Source organism: Kitasatospora sp. NPDC056446 (assembly GCF_042796115.1).
Taxonomy (GTDB): Bacteria; Actinomycetota; Actinomycetes; order Streptomycetales; family Streptomycetaceae; genus Kitasatospora.
This window is the reverse complement of sequence record NZ_JBHTRF010000040.1, coordinates 28,915-50,379: the sequence shown is the minus strand read 5'-3', so window position 1 is coordinate 50,379 and position 21,465 is coordinate 28,915. Positions and strand designations below refer to the sequence as shown.

General features: G+C 72.3%; 18 protein-coding genes and 2 riboswitches. Of the genes, 8 read left to right on the top strand and 10 right to left on the bottom strand.

Annotation, left to right across the window (positions count from 1 at the left end; genetic code table 11):
• The first annotated feature begins 173 nt into the window (after window positions 1-173).
• Complete coding sequence (locus ACFQ6N_RS24160; RefSeq protein WP_380652592.1) at window positions 174-1,967, top strand: AMP-dependent synthetase/ligase; 1,794 nt, start codon at window positions 174-176, stop codon at window positions 1,965-1,967.
• Between the two features lie 86 nt (window positions 1,968-2,053).
• Here ACFQ6N_RS24160 and ACFQ6N_RS24155 read toward each other — a convergent pair whose 3' ends face one another.
• Entirely contained in the window at window positions 2,054-3,190 is a 1,137-nt protein-coding gene (locus ACFQ6N_RS24155; protein WP_380652590.1) for a glycosyltransferase family 4 protein, read from the bottom strand.
• 220 nt (window positions 3,191-3,410) lie between these two features.
• On the opposite strand from ACFQ6N_RS24155, the gene ACFQ6N_RS24150 reads away from it, so the two are divergent.
• The gene (locus ACFQ6N_RS24150) at window positions 3,411-4,781 is read left to right on the top strand and encodes a glycosyltransferase 87 family protein (protein ID WP_380652588.1); all 1,371 of its coding nucleotides are present in this window, start codon (window positions 3,411-3,413) and stop codon (window positions 4,779-4,781) included.
• Window positions 4,782-4,808: 27 nt separating this feature from the next.
• On the opposite strand, the gene ACFQ6N_RS24145 is transcribed toward ACFQ6N_RS24150, so the two are convergent.
• The 6 genes from ACFQ6N_RS24145 to ACFQ6N_RS24120 all read right to left on the bottom strand — a co-directional run bounded on the left by ACFQ6N_RS24145 (window position 4,809) and on the right by ACFQ6N_RS24120 (window position 12,036).
• Window positions 4,809-5,831 carry a hypothetical protein gene (locus tag ACFQ6N_RS24145; protein WP_380652585.1) on the bottom strand — a complete coding sequence of 341 codons (1,023 nt, stop codon included), beginning with the start codon at window positions 5,829-5,831 and terminating at the stop codon, window positions 4,809-4,811.
• A gap of 176 nt (window positions 5,832-6,007) precedes the next feature.
• The gene (locus tag ACFQ6N_RS24140) at window positions 6,008-7,054 is read right to left on the bottom strand and encodes an NlpC/P60 family protein (RefSeq protein ID WP_380652582.1); all 1,047 of its coding nucleotides are present in this window, start codon (window positions 7,052-7,054) and stop codon (window positions 6,008-6,010) included.
• Between the two features lie 225 nt (window positions 7,055-7,279).
• Window positions 7,280-8,416, bottom strand: a complete 1,137-nt coding sequence (locus tag ACFQ6N_RS24135; protein ID WP_380652579.1) for an NlpC/P60 family protein — start codon at window positions 8,414-8,416, stop codon at window positions 7,280-7,282.
• Between the two features lie 10 nt (window positions 8,417-8,426).
• Window positions 8,427-8,580: riboswitch (cyclic di-AMP (ydaO/yuaA leader) on the bottom strand.
• A 338-nt stretch (window positions 8,581-8,918) separates the two neighbouring features.
• A complete protein-coding gene (locus ACFQ6N_RS24130; protein ID WP_380652576.1) occupies window positions 8,919-9,953 on the bottom strand; it encodes an NlpC/P60 family protein in 1,035 nt (344 codons plus the stop codon).
• A gap of 199 nt (window positions 9,954-10,152) precedes the next feature.
• Window positions 10,153-11,463 carry an NYN domain-containing protein gene (locus ACFQ6N_RS24125; protein WP_380652673.1) on the bottom strand — a complete coding sequence of 437 codons (1,311 nt, stop codon included), beginning with the start codon at window positions 11,461-11,463 and terminating at the stop codon, window positions 10,153-10,155.
• Between the two features lie 309 nt (window positions 11,464-11,772).
• A complete protein-coding gene (locus ACFQ6N_RS24120; RefSeq protein ID WP_380652574.1) occupies window positions 11,773-12,036 on the bottom strand; it encodes a hypothetical protein in 264 nt (87 codons plus the stop codon).
• 201 nt (window positions 12,037-12,237) lie between these two features.
• Here ACFQ6N_RS24120 and ACFQ6N_RS24115 point away from each other — a divergent pair, with 201 nt between their 5' ends.
• Complete coding sequence (locus ACFQ6N_RS24115; RefSeq protein WP_380652572.1) at window positions 12,238-13,020, top strand: rhomboid family intramembrane serine protease; 783 nt, start codon at window positions 12,238-12,240, stop codon at window positions 13,018-13,020.
• A 41-nt stretch (window positions 13,021-13,061) separates the two neighbouring features.
• On the top strand, window positions 13,062-13,343 hold the full coding sequence (locus ACFQ6N_RS24110) for an Lrp/AsnC ligand binding domain-containing protein (RefSeq protein WP_030060206.1): 282 nt from the start codon (window positions 13,062-13,064) through the stop codon (window positions 13,341-13,343).
• A 15-nt stretch (window positions 13,344-13,358) separates the two neighbouring features.
• Here ACFQ6N_RS24110 and ACFQ6N_RS24105 read toward each other — a convergent pair whose 3' ends face one another.
• The 3 genes from ACFQ6N_RS24105 to ACFQ6N_RS24095 form a co-directional block, all read right to left on the bottom strand.
• Window positions 13,359-14,732 carry an aminotransferase class V-fold PLP-dependent enzyme gene (locus ACFQ6N_RS24105; protein WP_380652570.1) on the bottom strand — a complete coding sequence of 458 codons (1,374 nt, stop codon included), beginning with the start codon at window positions 14,730-14,732 and terminating at the stop codon, window positions 13,359-13,361.
• Between the two features lie 51 nt (window positions 14,733-14,783).
• A riboswitch (SAM riboswitch) is annotated at window positions 14,784-14,902 on the bottom strand.
• Window positions 14,903-15,009: 107 nt separating this feature from the next.
• The gene (gene trpD / locus ACFQ6N_RS24100) at window positions 15,010-16,086 is read right to left on the bottom strand and encodes an anthranilate phosphoribosyltransferase (RefSeq protein ID WP_380652567.1); all 1,077 of its coding nucleotides are present in this window, start codon (window positions 16,084-16,086) and stop codon (window positions 15,010-15,012) included.
• 119 nt (window positions 16,087-16,205) lie between these two features.
• On the bottom strand, window positions 16,206-16,631 hold the full coding sequence (locus tag ACFQ6N_RS24095; RefSeq protein ID WP_380652564.1) for a hypothetical protein: 426 nt from the start codon (window positions 16,629-16,631) through the stop codon (window positions 16,206-16,208).
• 397 nt (window positions 16,632-17,028) lie between these two features.
• Between ACFQ6N_RS24095 and ACFQ6N_RS24090 the strand changes: the two genes are divergently transcribed.
• From ACFQ6N_RS24090 to ACFQ6N_RS24075, 4 genes are all read left to right on the top strand, one after another.
• Window positions 17,029-17,649: a heme-copper oxidase subunit III gene (locus tag ACFQ6N_RS24090; protein WP_030240071.1), complete on the top strand. Its 621-nt coding sequence runs from the start codon at window positions 17,029-17,031 to the stop codon at window positions 17,647-17,649.
• 187 nt (window positions 17,650-17,836) lie between these two features.
• Entirely contained in the window at window positions 17,837-18,646 is an 810-nt protein-coding gene (locus ACFQ6N_RS24085) for a c-type cytochrome (protein WP_380652560.1), read from the top strand.
• A gap of 8 nt (window positions 18,647-18,654) precedes the next feature.
• A complete protein-coding gene (locus tag ACFQ6N_RS24080; RefSeq protein ID WP_380652557.1) occupies window positions 18,655-19,707 on the top strand; it encodes a Rieske 2Fe-2S domain-containing protein in 1,053 nt (350 codons plus the stop codon).
• Window positions 19,704-21,362, top strand: a complete 1,659-nt coding sequence (locus ACFQ6N_RS24075; RefSeq protein WP_380652554.1) for a cytochrome bc complex cytochrome b subunit — start codon at window positions 19,704-19,706, stop codon at window positions 21,360-21,362. Before ACFQ6N_RS24080 ends, ACFQ6N_RS24075 begins: the two co-directional genes overlap by 4 nt.
• Window positions 21,363-21,465 lie beyond the last annotated feature (103 nt).

Below are 21,465 nucleotides of genomic sequence, written 5' to 3'. Positions count from 1 at the left end.
CCGGCCGGTCACCACACCGCTGCCGTAGGGTGCCATTCGAACGACCCGGTCACGGCCTGGTCGGACCCGGCCGGGTGTGACACTTCGAACACCGGGGCCGACCCCTCTGGTCGAAGCTGCCTACCGGGCAGTAACGTCCTGCCGTCCCGCAGCGTCGCGAACGAGGAGCAGTCTTGCTCGACTTCAGCCTTCCGGCCCTCTACCAGGTACCGAGCGGCGGTAACCTCTCCGACCTCGTGCACCAGAACGCCGAGCGGCACCCGGACGTCGTGGTCCTCAGCCGCAAGGTGGACGGCCAGTGGCAGGAGTTGACCGCCGCCCAGTTCCTGGTCGAGGTGCTCGCCGCCGCCAAGGGCCTGATCGCCGCCGGCATCCGCCCGGGCGACCGGGTGGGCATCATGTCCCGGACCCGCTACGAGTGGACGCTGCTGGACTTCGCGATCTGGTCGGCCGGTGCCGTCACGGTGCCGGTGTACGAGACCTCCTCCCCCGAGCAGGTGGAGTGGATCCTCGGCGACTCCGGCGCGGTCGCCGTCCTGACCGAGACGGACCAGCACCGCGCGGTGGTCGAGGAGGTCCGGGGCCGGCTCCCGGAGTTGAAGCACACCTGGCAGATCGAGCAGGGTGCGATCGCCGCGCTGGCCGAGGCCGGCCGCGAGGTCGCCGACGGGACCGTCGCCGAGTACCGCGCGACCGCCGACTCCGACTCGATCGCGACCATCGTCTACACCTCGGGCACCACCGGCCGCCCGAAGGGCTGTCAGCTGACGCACGGCAACTTCATGGCCGAGTGCGGGAACGTGGTCGAGCGCCTGGCCCCGCTGTTCCGCACCGGTGAGAGCTCCGTCCTGCTCTTCCTGCCGCTGGCGCACGTGCTCGGCCGGATCGCCGAGATCGCCCCGGCGATGGCCCCGATCAAGCTGGGCCACGTCTCGGACATCAAGGACGTCACCGCCGAGCTGGCCGCGTTCAAGCCGACCCTGATCCTGGGCGTGCCCAGAGTCTTCGAGAAGGTCTACAACACCGCCCGCGCCAAGGCCCAGGCCGACGGCAAGGGCAAGATCTTCGACAAGGCCGCCGAGACCGCCATCGCCTACAGCCGGGCGCTGGACGCCGGCGGCGCGGGCCTGGTCCTGCGGCTCAAGCACGCGGTCTTCGACAAGCTGGTCTACAGCAAGCTGCGCGCCGCGCTCGGCGGCCGGGCCACCCACGCCATCTCCGGCGGCGCCCCGCTGGGCGAGCGGCTGGGCCACTTCTACCGGGGCATCGGCTTCACCGTCCTGGAGGGCTACGGCCTGACGGAGACCTGCGCGGCCACCGCCTTCAACCCGTGGGACAAGCCGAAGATCGGTACGGTCGGCCAGCCGGTGCCCGGCGCCTCGGTCCGGATCGCCGAGGACGGCGAGGTCTTCTTCAAGGGCCCGCACGTGTTCACCGGCTACTGGAACAACCCGCAGGCCACCGCCGACACCCTCAAGGACGGCTGGATGGCCACCGGCGACCTCGGTTCGCTGGACTCCGAGGGCTACCTGACCATCACCGGCCGCAAGAAGGAGATCATCGTCACGGCCGGCGGCAAGAACGTCGCCCCGGCCGTGATCGAGGACCGGATCCGGGCCCACGCCCTGGTCGGCGAGGTCATGGTGGTCGGCGACCGCAAGCCCTTCATCGCCTGCCTGATCACCGTCGACCCGGACTTCTTCCCGAAGTGGAAGGAGCTCAACGGCAAGCCGGCCACCGCCACGGTCGCCGAGCTCGCCCAGGACCCGGAGCTGCTGGCCGCCCTGCAGTCCGCCGTGGACGACGGCAACGCGGCCGTCTCGCACGCCGAGGCGGTCAAGAAGTTCCGCCTGCTGGACACCGAGTTCTCCGAGGAGAGCGGCCACCTGACGCCCTCGCTGAAGCTCAAGCGCAACGTCGTCCTGAAGGAGTACGCGGCCGACATCGAGGCCCTGTACAAGAAGTAGCCGGTATACGGCGTGGGGCCCGTCTCCTTCCCGAGGAGACGGGCCCCACGCGGTGGAGACGGCCCCACGCCGTCCCAGGGGCGCTCCTAGCCCGCCAGCAGCGAGGTCAGCCGCCCGGCCAGCAGGTCCCAGCGCCAGGAGCGCTCCACCCAGCGCCGTCCGGCCTCGCCCATCCGCCGCCGCAGCTCCTCGTCGCGCAGCAGCCGGACGATCCGCTCCGCCGACGCGGAGGCCGAGCCGCCGGGCACCACGTAGCCGGTCTCGCCCTCCAACACCGCGTCCGGGGCGCCCCCGGAGTCCCCGGCGACCACCGGCAGGCCGGTGGCGGAGGCCTCCAGGTAGACAATGCCCAGGCCCTCGACGTCCAGGCCCCCGCGTCGGGTCCGGCAGGGCATCGCGAAGACGTCCCCGGCCCCGTAGTGGGCGGGCAGCTCCTCCCACGGCACCGAGCCGGTGAAGCGCACCGAGTCCCGTACGCCGGTGGCGTCCGCGAGCTTCTCCAGGTCCGCCCGGTACGGGCCACCGCCGACGATCAGCAGCACCGCGTCCGGCACGTCGGCCAGGATCTGCGGCATCGCCTCGATCAGGGTGTCCTGGCCCTTGCGCGGCACCAGCCGGGAGACGCAGACCACCACCGGCCGGTCCGCCAGCCCGAGCCGGCGGCGGACCTCGGCGCCGCCGGAGCCCGGGTGGAAGGTCGTCTCGTCCACGCCCGGAGGCAGCTGCACCATCCGGGCCGCGGCCTGCGGTCCGACCGCGGCGGCGATCCGGGAGCGGGTGTACTCGCCCAGGTAGGTCAGCACGTCGGTGCCGGTGCCGATCCGGCGCAGCAGCTGCCGGGAGACCGGCAGCTGGGCCCAGGCGGCCTCGTGGCCGTGGGTCATGCCGAGCAGCCGTCCGGCCCCGGCCCGGCGCAGCGCGGGCGCCATCAGGCCGAGCGGGGCGGCCGCGCCGAACCAGACCGAGTCGCACTTCTCGGCGCGCAGGATCTCGGCGGCCCGCCGGGTGACCCGGGGTGTGGGAACCATCACCTTCGTCCGGTCCCGGATCACCGGGAACGGCTGCTCGGCGTCGAAGCGCCGCACCTCGCTGCCGTCCCGCCAGGTCGAGGCGTACACCACGATGCTTCCAGCGGGCTGACGGACGGCCATGTTGTGCACGAAGGCCTGGATGCCTCCCGGGCGGGGCGGGAAGTCATTGGTGACGATCAAGGTTCTGTGCATCAGGCCATGGCTCGCTCGGTCGGGGGGTGCGCGGTGTACCGCTGGGTGATCCGTACGATAGGTCAACACCATCACCCGCCGGGAACGGAACCGCGCACGGCAACCGTTTGACCCCCGGGTCAGTCCTAGTACCTAGGCCGCCGTCCGGCGCGCGGCCCGGGCGTCCGTCGGTACGACGCCTCCGGTGGGGACGTCCGAGACGAACGAACGAGGGAGAGCAGTGGAATTGGCCCCGGCCACCGAGCCCGGTTCTCCGCGCGGCCGCCTCGGCCGCCCGCTCGGGGCGCTCGCCGCGCTCGGCGCGACCTGGGTGGCCACCCGCACCGTGCTGGTGCTGCTGATCACCGGTGTACTGAAGTCGCCGGGCGGTGACGTCACGGCCGACGTGTGGATGATCTACCACGCCTGGTACGGCGTGCTGCAGACCGGCACCTTCCCGTTCGACGACGTGACCTGGCAGTACCCGCCGGGCGCCGCCCTGGTGATCCTGCTGCCGGGCCTGCTGCCCTGGTCGTACCTGGTCTCCTTCTGGGTCATCTGCGGGATCGCCGACGCCGCCGCGGCCGCCCTGCTGGTGCGGACCGGCCTGCGCCGGGGCCGGGCGCTGAGCGGCGCCTGGATGTGGGTGGTGGGCGTCCCGCTGCTCGGCCCGATGATCTACAACCGCTTCGACCTCGTCGTCACCGCCGTCGCCTTGGCCGGCCTGCTGGCGCTGATCCGCCGCCCGGCCGTCGGCGGGCTGCTGCTGGGCCTGGGCGGCATCGTCAAGGTCTGGCCGCTGCTCGGCCTGATCGGCACCCCGTCCGGCCGCCGTACCCGCCGCTCCTGGACGCTGGCGGGGGCGACCGCCGTCTCGATCGGCTTCCTGCTCGCCGCCGGGATGAACGGCGCCTTCGACTTCCTGGCCTTCCAGAAGGACCGCGGCATCGAGGTGGAGTCGGTCGGCGCGCTGCCGCTGCACTTCGCCCGGCTCGCCGGGGCCTGGGACGGCAAGGTCACCATGAACTACGGCTCGCCGGAGATGCTCGGGCCGTGGGTCCCGGTGATCAGCAAGGTGATGATGGCCGGCACCGTGCTGGGATTCCTCTGGCTGCTGCTGTGGCGCTTCACCTCCAAGCGCCGCAACGCGGCCACCATGTACGACGCCGCGCTGTGCGCGCTGCTGATCTTCGTGGTGACCAGCCGGGTGATCAGCCCGCAGTACCTGGTCTGGCTGGTCGGCGTCGCGGCGGTCTGCCTGACCGTGCGCGGCACCAGCCAGCGGCCGGTGGCGCTGCTGATCCTGATCGCCTGCCCACTGACACTGGTCGAGTTCCCGACGATGTTCACCCAGGTCCTGGCCAGTGAGCCGGTCGCGGTGACCGTCCTGGCCCTGCGCAACCTGCTGCTGGTGGCCGCCACCGTGCTGGCCTGCGTCCGGCTGTGGCGCTCCACCCGCGGCGAGGCGCCGCTGCCGGCGACCCTGGTGCTGGACCGCGAGCCCGCCGCGCTGCCGTCCTCGGGCTACCCGGTGCGCCCGGGCATCGCGTACGAGCAGGACCTGCTGGACGGGATCGACCGCCCGGGCGCGCCGGCCGAGCAGCGGCGCTGAGCGGTCCTCGCGGGGGCGGGGGCGCGGTCAGTCCTTCAGCGCCGCGACCTCGTCCAGCCAGAGCCGGGTGAATCCGTCCAGGCCGATGCCCAGTTCGCCGCGCAGCAGCCGGTCCGTCCGCCGCTCCCGGTCCTCGCCCTGCCCGTCGGCCGCGCCGACGGCCCGGTAGAAGGCCACCAGCCGCTGCGGCCCGTAGCTGCGGGCGATCAGCTCGCAGGCCAGCCAGGACTGCTCGTAGGCCTGGGCGATGCCGGTGGCGCCGGCCGCGAAGTCCCGGTCGGCGGGCAGTGCGGCGGGCAGCCGCCCGGCGGCGACGTCGCGGGCCAGCTCGGGGGCGATCTGCCGCGGGGTGCGGCCGGAGTCGCGGTAGGCGGTCCAGTCGGCGACGCCCTCGGAGAGCCACAGCGGCGTCCAGGCCCGGGTGTCGGCCCGGGTCGCGACATGGGTGGCCTCGTGCGTGACGACCACCTGCCGGCCGAAGCCGCTGAGCCGCCCGTACGCCTCGGGGTTGACCAGCACCCGGTCCGCCGGGGTGTGCCGGGGCGCGCCGGGGGCGGCCACGGTGACCGCCGCCATGCCCGCCCAGCCGGCCGGGTCGCCCTCCAGCAGCCGGGCGAACTGCTCTTCGGTGGCGGCCAGTTCGAGCAGCAGCCGGCCGGGCCAGGCGGTGCCCCAGACCGCCTCGACGGCGGGCACCGCGCGGTCCCCCACCAGGGCCAGTCCGGCCGGGTCGGGCCCGTCCGCGAGGGCGAGCACCAGGCAGTGCGCGCCCGGCGCCGACCGGGTCGGTCCGAGGTCCCAGAGGGCCGGCGGCCCGCTCGCGCTCTCCTCGCTCTCGACCCGCCAGCCGTCCGCGGCCCGGGCCAGCCCGATCCGGCGCGGGTACACCACGGGGTACTCGTCGTACCCGGCGATCCGCACCGCCAGGTCGGCCGCGGCGGTCAGCCGGTCCGGCCCGCCGCCCGCCGCGAGCACCAGGTTGCGGTACACCGCCTCGGCCACCGGCAGTCCCGACCGGGCGGGCAGCGAGCGCGCCCGCTCCGCCAGCACCGCGGCCGCCTCGGCGGTCCGGTCGGCGGCCGGCCGGGCCGGGGCGGCGGGGGCGGCCGGCGGCAGCGACAGCTGGGCCAGCCCGCCGGCCGCGAGCAGCAGCGCGCCGCGGCGGGACAGCGCCCGGCCGGGTATGTGGACCGGGCCGTGGTCGGCGGGGCCCGGCGGCGGCGTGCTCAGAGCCGGACCACCCCGGACACCGGCATGGCGTTGACGCTCTCGTAGCGGACCTTGGCGCCCGGGTACGGGGCGTGCACGATCACCCCGCCGCCGGCGTACATGCCGACGTGGTGCATGTCCCGGTAGAAGATCACCAGGTCTCCCGGTCGCGCTTCGGAGAGGTTGACCCGCTGCCCGGCGGACGCCTGGGCCTGCGAGGTGCGCGGCAGGGTCACTCCGGCCTGCCGCCAGCTGTAGTACATCAGACCCGAGCAGTCGAACGCGCGGGGCCCGGTGGCCCCGTAGACGTACGGCGAGCCGATCATCCGCACCGCCGCGGCCAGCGCGGCCGCCCCGCGCTCGGAGGCGGGCGGGGCGGTGCCCAGGTCGAGCCGGTCGGTGCCGCGGGTGGCCCGCTGCTCGGCGTCCCGGGCGTCCTGGGCGGCCATCCTGGTCCGCTCGGTGACGCCCAGGCCGTTGAGCAGCTTCTGTGCCTTGGCCAGCCGCTGCTGGATCTGCTGCTTGTTGTCGGCGAGCGCGTGGCGGGCCTGGTCGAGTTCGGCGAGCTTGCCGGCCGTCTCGGTGCGCCGCTGGTCGAGCCGGCGCTGGCGGGTGACCAACTCGTGCAGCGTCTCCTGCTGGCGTTCCGAGGCCTGGCCCATGGTGCGGGCGCGGGCGAGGTAGCCCTCCGGGTCGGGGGACAGCATCAGCTGGGCGGTCTGGGTCATGCCGCCGTCGCGGTACTCGGCCCCGGCCACCGTCGCCAGGTCGCCGCGCAGCTGGTTGAGCTGGTCCTGCGCGAGGGCGATCTCGCCCTGGAGGATCGTGGTCTCGCCCTGGAGCCGGTGCTGCGCCTCCTGCGCCGCGTTGAACTTCTCCGACGCCTGCTCGGCCTCGTCGTAGAGCTGTTCCACCTGGGCCTTGACGTCCTTGCGGTCGCCCGGGTCGGGGCTGCCGGGGGCGGCCTGGGCGCTTCCCCCGGTCGCGACGCCCAGCGCGGTGGTCGCGGCCGCCGTCAGCACCAGCGCACGGGCGAGCAGTTGGGAACGGCGGTGCACGGGCATGGCGGCAGCGGCTCCAATCCTGCGGTGCGGACCCACCGCCGCCGCACTGCGGGCGGCCGTCGAGCGGGAGTCCGGTGGCAGACGTTAGCGAGTCCGGGCAAGCGAGTCCAAACCCTTCCGGACCCGAATATTTGACCCGTAATCGGACATCAGCCCGATCCGCCGACAAAGCCGCAGGCCCGGCCTTCCGTGGTGGAAGGCCGGGCCTGGAAGTACCGCGTGGGGTCAGACCCGCACGATGGCGGACAGCGGCATGTTGCTGACGGCCTCGTAGCGGACCGAGGCGCCCGGCTTGGGCGCGTGCAGCACCTGGCCGTTGCCGGCGTAGATGCCGACGTGGTGGGCGTCCCCGTAGAAGATCAGCACGTCGCCGGGCTGGGCCTGGGACAGGTCGGTGCCGATCCGGGTCCCGGCGTGGGCCTGCTCCTGCGAGGTGCGCGGGAGCGAGACGCCGACCTGGTTGAACGCCCAGACCATCAGGCCGGAGCAGTCGAACGAGCTCGGGCCGCTGGCGCCCCACACGTACGGGCTGCCGACCTTGGAGGCGGCGGCGGACAGCGCGGCCGCGCCGCGCGAGCTGCCCGGGGCGACGGGGGCGGGGGCGGCCGGCTTGGCGGCGGCCGCGGAGGAGCCGCCGGACAGGTCGGTGCGGCTGTTGTCGCGCGAGGCGCGGTCGGCGGCCTGCTGCTGGGCCTTCGCGGCGTCGGCCTGGGCCTTGGCGTCGGCGGCGGCCTTCTCCTCGGCCGCGCGCAGCGCCTGGCGCTCCTGCTCGGTCAGGGTGTTGAGCAGGTCCTGCGCGGCCTTGAGCTTCGTCTGGACGTCGTCCTTGGAGGCCTTGAGCTGCTGGGTGGTGGCCTCCAGCTCGGCGAGCTTGCCCTGGGCCTCGGTGCGGTCCTGGTCGAGCTTGCGCTGCTGCTCCTGGAGCTGCTTCAGCTGGTTCTTCTGGGTGTCACCGGCCTGGTTGAGCGCACCGGCCTGGTTGAGGAAGCTGTCCGGGCTGGACGAGAACATCAGCTGGACGGTCGGGGATATGCCGCCGTTGCGGTACTGCTCCCCGGCGATCTCGGCGAGGCCGCCCTGGAGGTCGGTCACCTGGGACTGCTGCCGGGCCACCTGGTCCTGCAGTCCGGAGACCTGCTTCTCCAGGGTCTGCTGCTTCTCCTGGGCGGCGTTGTACTGCTCGGTCGCCACCTCGGCCTGCTCGTTGAGCTGGTCGACCTGCTCCTTGACCTGGTCCTTGGTCGGCTGCGGGTCGGCGTGGGCGCCGGACTGCGCGGAGAGGGCGACGGCAGCGGCGGCGACGCCGGTCATGATGGAGACGCGGGCGCGGCCTGCTGGCTTGGGACGACGATGGGACGCCACGAAGGCGGACTCCTTCTTCCTACGTCCGCCTACCGGGTGAGCTGACGGGTTCGGGCCGGAAGCATGCCCTACGACGCCTCACGGCCGTCGAGACGGCCGACCTGGCGCCGATTCACCCCGGAGGAACGTGGTTCCCCGGCTCCGCTGCGCAGCGCCCCCGACTGCTGGGCTCCCCTGTCGGGCAGTCGCTTCGACCTGCCCCGCTGCCTCACGAACTCGGCGGTAACCACCGCCGCCACCCAGGCTGGGTGATCGACTGTGCGGTGGCTCGGACCACGACCCTAGTAACTGAACCGTGATCGGTTCAAATCCTTGTCAGAAAAAAGACGGAAGATTACCCAAGTTCTTTTGTGAAAATGACCGATCGTGACCACGGTCCTACGCAAGGCTGATCAGGTCTCACGAAGTGGTCGCGAAACACTCGAAAACCCGAACACCACCCCCCAGGGCGGAGGGTGGCGCGGATCACAGGACCGGTCGGCCCCTGCGGCGTGTCGGGCCGTCAGACCCGGCGGATGGTGTTGATCGGCATCGCGTCGGCCTTCATCACCTTCACCACGTCACCGGTGTGCGGCGCGTGGACCACCATGCCGTTGCCGATGTACATCCCGACGTGGTGCATGTCGCCGCCGTAGACCACCAGGTCGCCCGGCTGGGCCGTGGCCAGCGTCACCGCGGTGCCGTAGTGGCCCTGCTCCTGCGAGGTGCGCGGCAGCGAGACGCCCGCCTGGCCGTACGCCCAGACCATCAGGCCCGAGCAGTCGAAGGTGTTCTGCCCGGTGGCGCCCCACACGTACGGCGAGCCCTGCTTGCTCATCGCCTTGGCCACGGCCGTGGCCGCGTAGCCGCTGGCCGGCGGCAGGTTGCCCAGGTCGACCCGGTCGCTGCCGCGCGAGGCGCGGTCGTCCTGCGCCTGCTGGGCCTTCAGCGCGTTGCGGTCGGCGCTGCTGAGCGAGTTCAGCAGGTCCTGGGCGGCCTTCAGCTTGGTGTTGACGTCCGCCTTGGACTGGTTCAGGTCCTTGGTGGTGGTGTCGAGCGAGGCCAGCACGGTGGCGGCCTCGGTCTTCTCCTGGTCCAGCCGGCGCTGCTGGTCCAGCAGCGACTTGAGCGCCTCGGCCTGCGTGGTGCTGGCCTGCTGGACGGTGGAGGCCTTGTCCAGGTAGCCGGACGGGTCGGAGGAGAGCATCAGCTGGACGGACGGGTCGATGCCGCCGGAGCGGTACTGGTCCCCCGCCACCTCGGCCAGGCCGACCTGCAGCTGGGTCATCTGCTCCTGGCCGCGGGCCACCTGGTCCTGGAGCTGGTCGGCCTGCTTGCGCAGCTGGTCCGCCCGCTCCTTGGCGCCGTTGTACTTCTCCGCCGCCTGCTCCTGCTCCTCCTGGAGCTGGTCGATCTGCGCCTTGACGTCGGTCTTGTTCGGCTGCGGCGCGGCGTGCGCGGCCACCTGGGCGGAGAGGGCGACCGCGGTCGCAGCGGCCGCGGTGAGCACGGAGACCCGCGCGCGGCTCGGCTGCTTGGGACGGCGGTGGGATGCCAAGGGACCGGCTCCTTCTTCCAACGGACTCACCCGATCGGATGACATTCCGGAATATAGGTTTGACGCCAGACCCTAGTGAAGATCTATCCGTTTTGCTACTCCCCGAAGGCGTGAACCCGGTTTCCCCCACCGGCTTCACCGGACCCGCACAATGCCGCCGAACCGCCTCTGAGCAGGCGTCATTCCACCCGGCCGACCCTCAGGGCCGGGCCAGCCGGTTCAGCAGCAGCACCGAGGCCACCGGGCGCGCGCCCGCCTTCCGCACGCCCTCCGCGACCTCCCGGTCGGTGGACACGACCACCACCGGACGGCCCTGCGGCTCGGCCCGCACCAGACGGCGGATCAGCTCGTCCGCCGTCTCCCCGGTCCGACTGAACCGTACCCGCACCCCGCGCGGCGGCGCCATCATCACCGGCACGTCCAGGTCCTGCCCGTCGAACACACAGGTGACCTCCGCCTGCGTGCGCTGGGCCAGCATCGCCAGCCCGCCCAGCAGCCGGATCCGCTGCTGCTCCAGCGGCAGCGCCGGATAGCCGGTCTTGGTCACGTTGTAGCCGTCCACCACCAGGTGCACCTGCGGGATCGCCAGCAGCTGGTCCAGCAGCGCCGGATCGTCCTCGGCCAGCCCGCGCCGCGCCACGTCGTGCGGCGAGGCCGCCCCCGGCACCACCGCCTCCACCAGGTCCGCCGGGCGGATCTGCGAGACCGGCAGCGCCAGCTCCCGCTGCAGGCCCTGCGCCGACTGCAGGACGGTGTCCAGCAGCAGCCGCAGCCGCATGTCCTCGACGCTGCGCCCCTCACGGGCCGACCGGCGGCCCTGCTCGGCGGCCGTCTCCAGCTCGGAGACCCGGTGCCTGAGCCGCCGCGCCTCGACCTCGGCCGCGCCGCGCTCGGCCGCGCCCTGGGCCTTCAGCGCCTCCAGCTCGCCGGCCACCCGGCGCGTCTCGGCCTGCGCGCGGCGGGTGTCGCTCTCCAGCGAACGCACCTTCTTGCGCAGCGACTCGGCCTCCCGCCGGACGCTCTCCGACTCCGTGCGCTGCCGCTCCAGGTCCGCCCGGGCGGCGGCCCGGACCTCGGCCAGCTCCGACTGGAGCTTCTCCACCAGCCGGGTCGCCTCCGCGGCCGCGTCCTCGGCGCCGGCCCGCTCGGCCTCCTCGCCCGCCTCGGCGACCAGCCGGCTCCAGCCCGTCGAGCGCACCAGGTAGGCGGCGGCCGCGACATCCATCGGATCGGCGGCGCCCGGGACGCTGCCCGACTCCAGCGCCCGCACCAGGTCGGGCTGCCCCAGCCGCAGCCGCTCCGCTATCCGCACCCGGAAGGCCGGCTCGGCCTCCAGCGCCGCCGCCAGCGCGGTGGCCGCGTACTTGGCCCGCCGCGCGGGGGTGAACTTGACGTACTGGCGCAGGCTCTGCGGGAGCTCGCCCGGCGGCAGCCCTCCCAGCGCGTCCGAGGCCAGCCCGACCACGCGCCGGCGCACCCCTTCGGGCAGCGGCCGGTCCAGCTTCTCCACGGCGCGCTCAGGTGCGGACCCCTCGGCGTCGGAGGAGGGGTCGGACGGTGCGGCCGACGCCTCGACCGCTCCCGGGCCGGCGCTCCCCGCCGGGTCCGTCCCGGCCTCCGGCGCCTGCGCAGCGGGCCGAAGTCCCTGCGCTTCGCCGGGCTCCTTCGCTGCGTCCACCACGTCCTCGGCTCCGATCCTGGTTCAGCGGGGTACGGCCGCGACTTCCCCCAGTCGTCACGCCCCGTGCGTCTTGTCTGCGTATCGATTGTCCCGTGCGGCGGACGGGCGCGCCGCGCACCGCCCGCCGCACCGGCGGGGTCAGCCCTGGCCGGTCGGGGCCTCGGCGTCCTCGGCCCCCGGACGGGCCACCAGCTCGACCTGGTCCACCGCGTTGCACCAGCGGCAGCGCACCGACTCGACGGTCTCGCTGAGCACCTCGGTCTCCTCGACCTTGGAGTCGCCGGCCAGGTCGAAGTGCAGGAACTCGGTCACCCGGGCGGTGCGGGTCACGTCGAAGCGGGTCAGGTTGCCGCACAGGGTGCAGCGCCAGCGCGTCTCGGCGGTCAGGGCGGGGACGGTCATCGGGGGTCCTCTCGGGTGGTCCCTGTGTGGGCCAGGCGCTCCCCCCGGAGCCCCGGCGTCGGCGGCGGGAGGCGGGAATGCCCGCCCCAAGCCTATTGCCTGGGGCAACCGCCGCGACCACCGGTCAGCGGAATACCAGGGCTAGTCCACCTGCCGTAAACCGCCGTGTCACCTGCGGCGCCCGGAGGGATGCTTGGCCGCATGGCGCTCGCGGCCCCCGACCACACTGCCGCGCGGGGCGGCCGGCCGCAGGTGCCCGCCCCGGCGGTCACCTACGCCCTGATCGCGGTCAACACCCTGGTGTTCCTGCTCGGCCCGGCCGCCGGGCTCAACCCGCTGTACGGCACCGGGCAGGCCCGGGTCTGCGCGGAGCAGCGGTACGAGCAGCGCTGGGGCGCCGTCCCGGCCGAGCTGCTGGCCGGACGGCCGCTGACCGCCGGACAGCTGGCCGAGGCCCCCGACCCCGTCCCGGGCTGCCCGGCCGCCCCGACCCCGGGCAAGCACCCGGCGCTGTCCGTCCTCACCGGCCTCTTCCTGCACGCCGGCTGGCTGCACCTGCTGGGCAACCTGCTCTTCCTCCACGTCTTCGGCCCCACCGTCGAACGGCGGCTCGGCCGGGCCAGGTACGCCCTCTTCTACCTGGCCGCCGGCAGCCTGGCCACGTACGGCTTCGCGCTCGCCGAGGCGCACTCGCCGGATTCCACCCGGGTGCTCATCGGAGCCTCCGGCGCGATCTCCGCCGTCCTGGGCGCCTACCTGCGCTTCCACCCGCGCTCGCGGGTGACGACGCTCGTCCCGCTGCTGTTCTTCCTGCCGCTGCGCTTCCCGGCCTGGCTGGTGCTCGGCCTCTGGTTCGCGCTCCAGTGGTGGTCGGTGCACTCGGCGGGCCCGGGGGTGGCCTACCTGGTCCACGTGATCGGCTTCTCGGCCGGCTTCCTGTTCGGCTGCACCGTCGTCCGCCACCCCTCGCGACGCCCGGCCTGACGCCCGATACGCTGGCGGCACCCCACAAAGGAGCCCGAAAAGTGATCACCGCCATCGTCCTGATCAAGACCAGTGTCGACCGCATCCCGGAGATCGCCGAGGCCATCGCCGCCATCGAGGGCGTCAGTGAGGTGTACTCGGTGACCGGCGGCTACGACCTGGTGGCGATGGTCCGGGTGCGCCGTCACGACGACCTGGCCGACGTCATCCCGGGCCGGCTCAACAAGGTCCCGGGCGTGGCCCACACCGAGACCCAGATCGCCTTCCGCACCTACTCCCAGCACGACCTGGAAGCCGCCTTCGCGCTCGGCCTGGACGAGTAGCGCGACGCCCGGGCGTCAGCCCTCCCGACGGCTGTCGGCGACGCAACGCCCGCCCTCGTTGCGGTAGTTCCAGGCCGCACCGTCCGTGACCAGCTCGCGGACGGCGGTCAGGAAGCGGTCGATGTGCTCGTCCGGCGTGCCGGCGCCGAAGCTCACCCGGATCGCGTTCAGGCTGCGCTCGCCGGGCAGCGAGGGCTCCGGGGCACCGCACTCGGACGGTGCGACATCCTCGTCCCCGAGCAGGGTGCGCACCAGCGGGTGGGCGCAGAAGAGGCCGTCGCGCACCCCGATGCCGTACTCGGCGGACAGCGCGGCCGAGAAGTGCGAGCTGTTCCAGCCCTGGACGACGAAGGACAGCACGCCCACCCGCGCGGAACCGGCGCCGAACAGGTTCAGCACCTTGACCTGCGGGATCCCGGCGAGCCCCGCCGTCAGCCGGTCGACCAGCTGCCGCTCCCGGGCCTCCAGCGCGTCGAAGCCGGCCTCGCTCAGCGCCCGGCAGGCCGAGGCGATCGCGTAGGCGCCGATCACGTTCGGCGAGCCGGCCTCGTGCCGGGCCGGGCCGGTGTGCCACTGCACGGCCACCGAGCCGTCCGTCTCCCGGGCGACCGTCCGGGTCGCCCCGCCGCCGGCCAGGTACGGCTCGGCGGCGTCCAGCCAGTCCGCGCGGCCGGCCAGCACCCCGGCGCCGAACGGCGCGTAGATCTTGTGGCCGGAGAAGGCGATCCAGTCGACGTCCAGCTCGCGCACCGAGACCCGGTGGTGCGGGGCCAGCTGGGCGGCGTCCAGCACCACCCGGGCGCCGTGCCGGTGCGCGGCCCCGGTCAGCTCGGCGATCGGCCACAGCTCGCCGGTCACGTTGGAGGCGCCGGTGACGCAGAGCAGCTTGGGGCCCTCCGGCGCCTCGGCGAGCGCGGCCTCCAGGGCGGCCACCGCCTCGGCCCGCGAGCGCGGTGCCCGCAGGTAGGTGACGTCCAGTCCGGCGTGCGCCCAGGGCAGCAACGAGGCGTGGTGCTCGGTCTCGAAGGCGAACACCCGGGTGCCGGCCGGGACGGCGGCGGCCAGCAGGTTGAGCGAGTCGGTGGTGGCCCGGGTGAAGACCACCTGGTCGCCCTCGCGCAGGTCGAGGAACTCGGCGACGGTGCGGCGGCTCTGCTCGAACAGGTCGGTGGACAGCTGCGAGAGGTACCCGGCCCCGCGGTGCACGCTGCCGTAGTACGGCGCGTAGGCGGCGACGTCGTCCCAGACCCGCTGCAGCGCGGGCGCGCTGGCCGCGTAGTCGAGCGCCGCGTAGCCGACCTTGGCACCGCTGGCGAGCGGGACCCGGACGTCGGCGCCGAGGACGGCGAGCGGGGCGAGGGGGGTGCGGATCTCGGTGGCGACAGACATGGGGGTGCACTCCTTCGGGGTACAGGGACCCCGAGAGTGCTGGTCGTCGGGTGTCCGCGCTTGTCGCACGGACGGTTTGCCGTGGCGACCCGGTCCTCACCCAGGGCACCCCGCCACGGACGGAGGGTTGCCGGACAGCAAGCTGGGGCTTCGCGCTGTCACTCATGACCTGGCGATGACTCTAGGTCCCGTCCATCGGGCGGTCAAACGGACATCCACCATCCGGACAGCCCGAGAGCCCGCGCCGGCGGACCGGCACGGGCTCCCAACTACCGCTTCAGATCCGGCTGGTGGCCTCCGACCAGCGCCGCAGCAGGTCCTGCGCCGCGCCGGAGTCGATGGCCGCCTCGGCCCGCGCCATGCCCGCCGCGAGCTGCTCGGCCAGCGGCGCGTCGCCCAGGTCGAGGGCGACCAGCGCCGCCGCCGTGTTCAGCAGGACGGCGTCCCGCACCGGCCCGCGCTCGCCCGCCAGCAGCCGGCGCGCGACCTCGGCGTTGTAGGAGGCGTCCGCCCCGCGCAGCGCCTCGATGCCGACCAGCTCGATGCCGACGTCCCGCGGGTCGAAGGTGGTCTCGGTGACCACCCCGTCCTGCACCACCCACACCTGCGAGGTGGTGGTGATGGTCAGTTCGTCCAGCCCGTCGTCGCCGCGGAAGACCAGCGCCGTCGAGCCGCGCCGGGCGAGCACCCCGGCGATCAGCCCGGCCAGCCGGGTGTCGAAACAGCCGATGGCGTGCGCGGTGACCTTGGCCGGGTTGGTCAGCGGGCCGAGGATGTTGAAGGCGGTCGGCACCCCGAGGTCGCGCCGCGCGGTGCTGGCGTGCCGCATCGAGGGGTGGAACTTCGCCGCGAAGCAGAAGGTGAGGCCGACCTCCTCGGCCACCTCGGCCACCCGCCGGGCGGACAGGTCCAGCGCCACCCCGAGCTTCTCCAGCACGTCCGAGGAGCCGCTGGTGGAGGAGGCCGAGCGGTTGCCGTGCTTGACGACCTTGGCGCCGGCGGCCGCCGCGACGATCGCCGACATGGTGGAGATGTTGACGGTCTTCGCCCGGTCGCCGCCGGTGCCGACGATGTCCACCGCCGGACCGGGGATCTCCAGCGGCTCGGCGTGCTCGTACATCGCGTCGACCAGGCCGGTGACCTCGTCGACCGACTCGCCCTTGGCCCGCAGCGCGATCATGAACCCGGCCACCTGGACGGGGGACGCCTCGCCGCTCATGATCCGGTCCATCGCCCACGCGGTGGACTCCCGGTCGAGGTCCTCCCCCTTCAACAGCGCCGCCAGGAGGTCCGGCCAGGAGCGGACCACCTGCGCGGGGTCGCTACCGCCGTTCGCAGGGTTCACGTTCACCATGGCTGACTCCAGCTGTTGTCGGTTCCCCCGCTCCGGGGGGACGTCCGTACGGATGGAGCCAGCCTATCGAGCGGCGGCGCGCCTGGGGCCTGTCTTCTCCAGTAGTGAGACGGCACCGCTCAGCGGGCGGCCGGGGCCCGCTTCGCCAGCCGGGCCCGCAGCAGGGTGGCGACCGCCCCGGCCAGCGCCACCGGGTCCACCGGGCGGGAGATCGCGGCGTCCGCCCGGCTCCAGGCGGCGAGCCAGGAGTCCTGCGGCCGGCCGATCAGCACCAGCACCGGCGGGCAGCCGTAGATCTCGTCCTTCAGCTGGCGCCCGAGCCCCAGCCCGCCGGCCGGAACGGCCTCGCCGTCCAGCACGCAGAGGTCCACGCCGCCCTTCTCCAGTGCCTTGAGCACCGCGGGGGTGGTCGCGCACTCCAGGTAGGACAGCTCCGGAAGATCCTCGGCGGGCCGGCGGCCGAGCGCCGTCAGCACCTGCTCGCGGGTGTTGCGGTCGTCGCTGTAGACGAGGACGGTGAGCGTCTCATCGGTCGTGTACGCCATGGACCCTGCTCCCTCAAGTGTGATCCGGACCACGTTCGCCTGATCCGGATGCTACTCCCGATCACCGCCCGCCGAGTGCCCCTCGCGCACGTTCCTCCCGGAGCGGCCGCGGCCCCCGGCTCACCCGCCCGGAGGACGGCCCGTCACCCGGAGGGACCCGGTCCACCCGTACGGCCGACCCGGAGCCTCCTCCCCTACCTCCCGGCACTACGCCGACCGTGCAACGACGCGCCGGGCAACGGGGTCACGGGCCGCTCCGAGGAACCGTCAGAAAAGGGACACGCCGCTGCTCAGCCCCCGTCCGGACCGTCCGGCACCCTCCAGGGGGGCATACCGCACGCACCGGACACTCCGAGGGACACCCCCCGACGTGAAGACGGAATAAGGGACCGACATAATGTCCGTCGTGGCGACAGCAACAGCAGTAGAAACCGGGCACGCGCACGGATCGGTCAACCGGCCGAACATGGTCAGCGTCGGAACGATCGTCTGGCTCAGTTCCGAGTTGATGTTCTTCGCGGCCCTCTTCGCGATGTACTTCACGCTCCGCTCCGTCAAGGGAGCCGAGTTCTGGACCGAGAAGGCCCACGCCCTCAACGTGCCGTTCTCCTCGGTCAACACCACTGTCCTGGTGCTCTCCTCGCTCACCTGCCAGCTCGGCGTGTTCGCCGCCGAGCGCGGTGACGTGAAGAAGCTCCGCATGTGGTTCATCATCACGTTCATGATGGGCGCGGTCTTCATCGGCGGCCAGGTCTACGAGTACACCGAGCTGGTCAAGAAGGACGGCCTGTCGCTGTCCTCCGACCCGTACGGCACCGTGTTCTACCTGACCACCGGCTTCCACGGCCTGCACGTGACGGGTGGTCTGATCGCCTTCCTGCTGGTCCTGGGACGGACGTACGCCGCCAAGCGCTTCACGCACGAGCAGGCCACCGCCGCGATCGTCGTGTCGTACTACTGGCACTTCGTCGACGTCGTGTGGATCGGCCTGTTCGCGACCATCTACCTGATCAAGTAACCAGCTGATCAGGTCGCTGGCCACCGGCTGCGGCCCCCGCCCTCACCGGCGACGGGCCGCTTCTGCCGGTGCCGACGCTCCCACCGACCGACCGCGCGCGCAGCCCTAGACAGGCAGCCTCGTGCCGGCCAGACCGGCCGCCGGGTGCACCCACCAGTCGACCAGATCCTGACACCGGGGTTATTCCGTGAAAAAGCTCTCCGCACGACGGCGCCACCCATTGGCGGCGCTGGTCGTCCTACTTCTCGCCCTGGCGGCAACCGGGGGGCTGTACGCCGCGTTCGCTCCCGCCGGCAAGGCGCAGGCCGACGTCGCCGCGCAGTCGCTCGCGATCGATGAGGGCAAGAAGCTCTTCGCCGTCGGTTGCTCCTCCTGTCACGGCCTGAACGGCCAGGGCAGCAGTGACGGTCCGAGCCTGGTCGGCGTCGGCTCCGCCTCCGTCGACTTCCAGGTCGGTACCGGCCGCATGCCGGCCCAGCAGCCCGGCGCCCAGGTGCCGCGCAAGACGAACATCTACTCGCAGGCCGAGATCGACCAGCTCGCCGCCTTCGTCTCCTCGCTCGGTCCCGGCCCGGTGACCCCCAAGGAGGAGCAGTACACCTCGACCAACCCGGACGACATCTCCAAGGGTGGCGAGCTGTTCCGCACCAACTGCGCCCAGTGCCACAACTTCGCCGGCCAGGGCGGTGCCCTGACCAAGGGCAAGTACGCCCCGTCGCTGGAGGGCGTGGACGCCAAGCACATCTACGAGGCCATGCAGACCGGCCCGCAGAACATGCCGTCGTTCCCGGACACCACCATGCCCGAGGAGCAGAAGAAGCAGATCGTGGCCTTCGTCCGCCACACCACCTCCGATGAGCCGAACCCCGGCGGTCTCACGCTCGGCAGCCTCGGTCCGGTGACCGAGGGCCTGTTCGGCTGGATCTTCGGCCTCGGCACGCTCATCGCGGTCGCGATCTGGGTCGCCGCCCACACCACCAAGGCCAAGAAGTCATGAGCCACGACATGTCAGAAGAGAAGCTCCCGGAGTCGCACGGCTCCGCCGGCGAGGTGGCCGAACACGGCAACCCCTTCGCCGACCCGGGCCTGCCGGCCCACGAGCCCCGGCGCACCGACATCGACGAGCGGGCCGCCCAGCGCGCCGAGCGCCAGGTCTCGCTGATGTTCGTGATCTCGATGCTCGCCACCGTCGGCTTCATCGCCTCGTACGTGGCCATCGACCCGGACAAGATCGTCTACATCTTCCCGCTGGGTCACGTCAGCGCGCTGAACTTCGCGCTGGGCCTGACCCTGGGCGTCGCCCTCTTCATGATCGGCGCGGGCGCGGTCCACTGGGCCCGCACCCTGATGTCGGACGTCGAGCTGCCGGCCGAGCGCCACGCGATCGAGGCCGACGACGAGGTCCGCGCGGACGTCATCGAGCAGTTCAAGACCGGTGCCGCCGAGTCCGGCTTCGGTCGTCGCAAGATGATCCGCAACACCCTCATCGGTTCGATGGCGCTGGTCCCGCTCTCCGGCGTGGTCCTGCTCCGCGACCTCGGCCCGCTCCCGGAGAAGAAGCTCCACGAGACCGGCTGGAAGGAGGCGACCGAGGCCAAGCCGCTGCCGCTCGTCAACATGAGCACCATGCAGCCGATGAAGCCCGAGGACATCATCATCGGCTCGCTGACCTTCGCCATGCCGGAGGGGCTGTCCACGCACAGCGAGGACTTCCAGCAGCGGATCGCCAAGGACGCCCTGATGCTGGTCCGCATCGCGCCGGACGACATCAAGGACGACAAGTCCAAGGAGCTGGGTTTCGAGGGCATCCTCGCCTACTCCAAGATCTGCACGCACGTCGGCTGCCCGATCAGCCTCTACGAGCAGCAGACCCACCACGCGCTCTGCCCCTGCCACCAGTCGACCTTCGACCTGGCGGACGGCGCGCGCGTCATCTTCGGCCCGGCCGGCCACCCCCTGCCGCAGCTGAAGATCACCACTGACGACAAGGGCAACCTGGTCGCCACCGGCGACTTCGCGGAGCCCGTCGGCCCGAGCTTCTGGGAGCGTGCTCGATGAGTAACACGAGCAGCACCACGACCGGTGCCGCCAAGCCCTCCAGTACGCGTGCCAAGCCCGCCAACAAGTGGGAAGCCGCGGCTGACTGGACGGACGGCCGGCTGGGGATCTACTCCCTCGCCAAGGCCAACCTGCGCAAGATCTTCCCGGACCACTGGTCCTTCATGCTGGGCGAGATCTGCCTCTACACCTTCGTCATCATCATCCTGACCGGCGTCTACCTGACGCTGTTCTTCAAGCCGTCGATGGCCGAGGTCGTCTACAACGGCTCGTACGTGCCGCTCAAGGGCATCGGGATGTCGGAGGCCTACGCCTCCACGGTCGACATCAGCTTCGAGATCCGCGGCGGTCTGCTGATCCGCCAGATCCACCACTGGGCCGCCCTGGTCTTCGTGGCGGCGATGCTCGTCCACATGATGCGCGTGTTCTTCACCGGCGCGTTCCGCAAGCCGCGTGAGATCAACTGGGTCTTCGGCTTCCTGCTGCTGATCCTGGGCATGTTCGACGGCTTCTTCGGCTACTCGCTGCCGGACGACCTGCTGTCGGGTACCGGTATCCGCTTCATGGAAGGCGCGATCCTCGCCGTCCCGCTGGTGGGCACCTACGTCCAGATGTTCCTGTTCGGGGGCGAGTTCCCCGGCCACGACATCGTGCCGCGCTTCTTCACCATCCACGTGCTGCTGATCCCGGGCATCATGCTCGGCCTGCTGGTGGCGCACCTGATCCTGGTCTTCTACCACAAGCACACCCAGTGGGCGGGCCCGGGCAAGACCGAGAAGAACGTCGTCGGCATGCCGCTGATGCCGGTCTACATGGCCAAGGCCGGTGGCTTCTTCTTCCTGGTCTTCGGCATCATCGCCGCCATCTCGGCGATCGCCACGATCAACCCGATCTGGGCCTACGGCCCGTACCGCCCCGACCAGGTGTCCACCGACGCCCAGCCGGACTGGTACATGGGCTTCTCCGAGGGCCTGATCCGTGTCATGCCGGGCTGGGAGATCAGCCTCTGGGGCCACACCCTGAACCTGGGTGTGTTCATCCCGCTGATGATCTTCCCGCTGGTCCTGGTCTCGATCGCGGTCTACCCGTTCATCGAGGGCTGGATCACCGGCGACAAGCGCGAGCACCACATCCTGGACCGCCCGCGCAACGCCCCGGTCCGCACCGCCCTGGGTGCCGCCTGGATCTCGCTGTACCTGGTGCTGCTGGTCGGCGGTGGCAACGACCTGTTCGCCACCCACCTGCACCTGTCGATCAACTCGATCACCTACTTCGTCCGCGTCGGCTTCTTCGCGGTCCCGGTGATCACCTTCATCATCACCAAGCGCTGGTGCCTCGGCCTCCAGCGCCGTGACAAGGAGAAGGTGCTGCACGGCCGCGAGACCGGCGTCATCAAGCGCCTGCCGCACGGCGAGTTCGTCGAGATCCACGCCCAGCTGCCGCAGAAGGACCTGCACACGCTCACGGCGCACGAGCAGAACCAGCCGGTCGAGCTGCCGGCCCAGACGGACGAGAACGGCGTGGCCCGCAAGGCCGGCGTCCTCACCCGCACCCGGGCCAAGCTCTCCCGCGGCTTCTACGGCGAGGGCAGCCAGATCCCCAAGCCGACCTCCGAGGAGCACCACGAGATCACCAGCGGCCACGGCCACCACTGATCCCGTACGCACCCCGCGTCACCCCGAGGGGGGGGGGGGCGCCGGCGGCAGGGGGGGGGGCCCCCCGGGGGGGCCCGGCCCGCCCCCCCCGGCAGTAAGAAAA

Coding starts and splice junctions, on each gene's coding strand:
- ACFQ6N_RS24155 (WP_380652590.1), bottom strand. CDS start 3,190: ATGCACAGAACCTTGATCGTCACCAATGACTTCCCGCCCCGCCCGGGA.
- ACFQ6N_RS24140 (WP_380652582.1), bottom strand. CDS start 7,054: ATGCCCGTGCACCGCCGTTCCCAACTGCTCGCCCGTGCGCTGGTGCTG.
- ACFQ6N_RS24120 (WP_380652574.1), bottom strand. CDS start 12,036: ATGACCGTCCCCGCCCTGACCGCCGAGACGCGCTGGCGCTGCACCCTG.
- ACFQ6N_RS24115 (WP_380652572.1), top strand. CDS start 12,238: ATGGCGCTCGCGGCCCCCGACCACACTGCCGCGCGGGGCGGCCGGCCG.
- ACFQ6N_RS24105 (WP_380652570.1), bottom strand. CDS start 14,732: ATGTCTGTCGCCACCGAGATCCGCACCCCCCTCGCCCCGCTCGCCGTC.
- trpD (WP_380652567.1), bottom strand. CDS start 16,086: ATGGTGAACGTGAACCCTGCGAACGGCGGTAGCGACCCCGCGCAGGTG.
- ACFQ6N_RS24095 (WP_380652564.1), bottom strand. CDS start 16,631: ATGGCGTACACGACCGATGAGACGCTCACCGTCCTCGTCTACAGCGAC.
- ACFQ6N_RS24090 (WP_030240071.1), top strand. CDS start 17,029: ATGTCCGTCGTGGCGACAGCAACAGCAGTAGAAACCGGGCACGCGCAC.
- ACFQ6N_RS24080 (WP_380652557.1), top strand. CDS start 18,655: ATGTCAGAAGAGAAGCTCCCGGAGTCGCACGGCTCCGCCGGCGAGGTG.
- ACFQ6N_RS24075 (WP_380652554.1), top strand. CDS start 19,704: ATGAGTAACACGAGCAGCACCACGACCGGTGCCGCCAAGCCCTCCAGT.